The sequence below is a fragment of the Polaromonas sp. P3_C2 genome (genome assembly GCF_056402675.1).
The window spans coordinates 1-3178 of record NZ_JBFUGX010000488.1 but is presented as its reverse complement, the minus strand read 5'-3'; the positions used below and the strand labels follow the sequence as shown (position 1 = coordinate 3178).

At 62.6% G+C, this 3178-nt stretch carries 2 protein-coding genes; both read left to right on the top strand.

Features of this window, described 5'->3' with window-relative positions; translation table 11 throughout:
* A partial coding sequence (locus tag AC1DWI_RS17650; RefSeq protein ID WP_477725325.1) for a hybrid sensor histidine kinase/response regulator occupies positions 1 to 2671 on the top strand: 2671 nt, incomplete at its 5' end.
* Positions 2655 to 3178, top strand: a 524-nt coding sequence (locus AC1DWI_RS17645) for a response regulator (protein ID WP_477725324.1), incomplete at its 3' end; no start/stop codon positions are given. The genes AC1DWI_RS17650 and AC1DWI_RS17645, both read left to right, overlap by 17 nt.

Genomic DNA, 3178 nt, shown 5'->3' with positions numbered 1-3178 from the left:
GGTGGGGGGACCAGGCTGGGTGCTACTCGGCGTGGTGAAAATGCTGGGCGGCGCTTTGCTAGCCTATCTGGCCATCTCCAACATGGTCCCGCTGGACCGGGCGGTAGACCCCAACCAGATGTACCTTGCGGCCTACGAGTATGTCTTTCCGAATTACGGCATGGCGGTGGCGGCCACGGCGCTGTTCGTGGTGGTGTCTCAGCTCAAGATCAATGTGACCAACGCGTACGCCGGTTCGCTGGCGTGGTCGAATTTTTTCTCGCGCATCACGCACAGCCACCCCGGGCGGGTGGTCTGGGTGGTGTTCAACACGCTCATTGCCTTCATGCTGATGGAGATGAATGTGTTCCAGGCGCTGGGCGACGTGTTGGGGCTGTATTCGAACATCGCCATCGCCTGGGTGATGGCTGTCGTCGCCGACCTGGTCGTCAACAAACCATTGGGCCTTTCTCCCAAAGGCATTGAATTCAAACGGGCCCACCTGTACGACATCAACCCGGTCGGTGTGGGCGCCATGGCGCTGGCTTCGCTGTTGTCGGTTACAGCGCATCTGGGGCTTTACGGCGAAACGGCGCGGGCTTTTTCCGCGGTGATCGCCATGGGCACCGCATTTGTGGCCGCGCCCCTGATCGCCTGGGCGACCCGGGGCCGTTACTACATTGCGCGCAGCTCCGGAGCGACTTCTTCCGACGGTTCCTACAAGCGCTATGCAACGCAGCAGTGTGTGATTTGTGAACGCGCCTACGAAGGCCCGGACATGGCACACTGCCCCGCCTACCAGGGGCCCATCTGCTCGCTGTGCTGCACGCTGGACGCGCGCTGCGGCGACCTGTGCAAGCCGCACGCCAGCCTGTCGGCGCAGTGGTCCGGTGCGCTGCGCTGGCTGCTGCCGCGCCGCATCTGGCCTTACCTGGATACGGGCCTGGGCCATTTCCTGCTGCTCATGCTCATCATCGTGCCGCTGCTGGCCAGCGTGTTCGGCCTGCTTTACCACCAGGAAATCAGCGCGCTGGCGGACATCGAACCCTCTGAGCCGGCTTTGCGTTCAGGTTTCATGAAGGCGTACATGGCCTTGCTGGTCATTGCCGGCCTTGTTGCCTGGTGGCTGGTGCTGGCGCACAAAAGCCGCCAGGTGGCCCAGGAAGAATCGAACCGCCAGACCCATTTGCTGATGCGCGAGATCGAGTCGCACCGGCAAACAGACGAAGCGCTGCAACAGGCCAAGCTGGTGGCCGAAGAGGCCCGCCGCCATGCCGACCAGGCCAACCAGGCGAAAAGCCGCTATATCAGCGCCATCAGCCACGAATTGCGCACGCCGCTCAACAGCATCCTGGGTTACGCGCAGCTGATGGGTGAAGACAACGCCATACCGCCGCACCGCAAACAGGCGGTCAGCGTCATCAAGCGCGGGGGCGAACACCTGCTCTCGCTGATCGAGGGAACGCTCGATATTGCCCGCATCGAGGCGGGCAAGCTCACGCTGAATGTCAAGCCCATGCATTTCGCCGACTGTGTGCACGAGATGGCCGGCATGTTCGAGCTGCAGGCCGCCGCCAAGGGTCTCGGGTTCCGCTTTGAGACCAGCGGTCATCTGCCGGAGCTGGTGCGGGCCGATGAGAAACGCGTTCGGCAGATTCTCATCAATTTGCTGGGCAACGCCATCAAGTTCACGGCGCAGGGCCAGGTAATTTTCAGGTTGCGCCATGCGCGCGAGATGGCCTACATCGACATCGAAGATACCGGCCCGGGCATGGGTGAGGCGGAGTTGGCGCAGATTTTTGAGCCCTTTGCACGCGGGGCTACAGCCGGCCAAAGCGCGGAAGGCACACCGGGCGCCGGTTTGGGTTTGACGATTGCCAAGATGCTGACCGACCTGATGGGTGGCGAGATGACGGTGGTCAGCACCCCGGGCGAAGGCTCGATTTTCCGCATCCGGCTGTTTTTGCCCGAAGTGCACGTGGCTGCAGGAGCCGTCAAGGATGCCGCCACCAAACCAGCCAGGCGCCAGCCGCGCGGCTATGACGGGGTTCGCCGCAAGCTGCTGGTGGTCGACAACGAAGAGCCTGACCGTGAACTGCTGGTACAACTGCTTGAGCCCATGGGATTTGAATTGCGTACCGCCGCCAGCGGTCACGATTGCATGGACCTGCTGGCCAGCGGGTACCGGCCCGACGTGATCTTCATGGACCTGGCCATGCCGGGGATCGATGGCTGGGAAACCCTGCGCCGTGTGCGTGCGTCAGGGCACGAGGACATTCATCTCGCCATTGTTTCCGCCAACGCATTCGACAAGGGCGCCGAGAACGATGCCGGCATCCTTCCCGAGGACTTCATCCTCAAACCGGTGCGCCATACCGAACTGATCGACTGGCTTGAACGGCGGCTGGCCATCAAGTGGCGCTATGACCTTGCTGCGGATGACGGCGACTCTGTTGTCCAGGCCGTGCCACCGCGTGTACTGCCCGATGCGTCCCAACTCGCGGCCCTGCTCGAGGTCGTCAATCTCGGGTTTTACCGGGGCATCATGAACAACCTGGCAGAGATTGAAAGGCAGCGGCCGGAGGCCGCGGCCTTTGTGGACGAAATGCGCGTGCTGGCGCGGCAATTTCAGTTTGAAGCCATGGGCCGCCAGCTAGCCAACAAGGAGACGGGCCATGAGCAGCGTGCTTGACGACGGACCAACGCTGGATCGAAAGCTGGACCGCACACTGGACCGGGCCAACAGCGATATCGTGCTGATTGTGGACGACGTGCCCGACAACCTGTCGGTCCTGCACGATGCGCTCGATGAATCGGGCTATACCGTCCTTGTGGCCACCAGTGGCGAGGCTGCGCTGCAGCGTGCGTTGCAGGCTTTGCCCGACATCGTTTTGCTAGACGCCATGATGCCCGGGATGGATGGCTTTGAGGTTGCCAAGCGCCTGAAGGCCATGGCTGAAACGGCGCACATCCCCATTATTTTCATGACCGGTCTCACGGAAACCGAGTACCTCGTGGCGGCCCTGGAAGCCGGAGGGGTGGACTACGTTACCAAACCGATCAAGCCCAAGGAAGTGATGGCACGCATGGGCGTGCATTTGCAGGGCGCCCGCCGTGCCAGGCAGGAAGCGCGGCAGGCAGGGCAAGCACGCAACGCGCTGGACGCTTTCGGCTACGCCAGCATCACGGTGCGCATGGG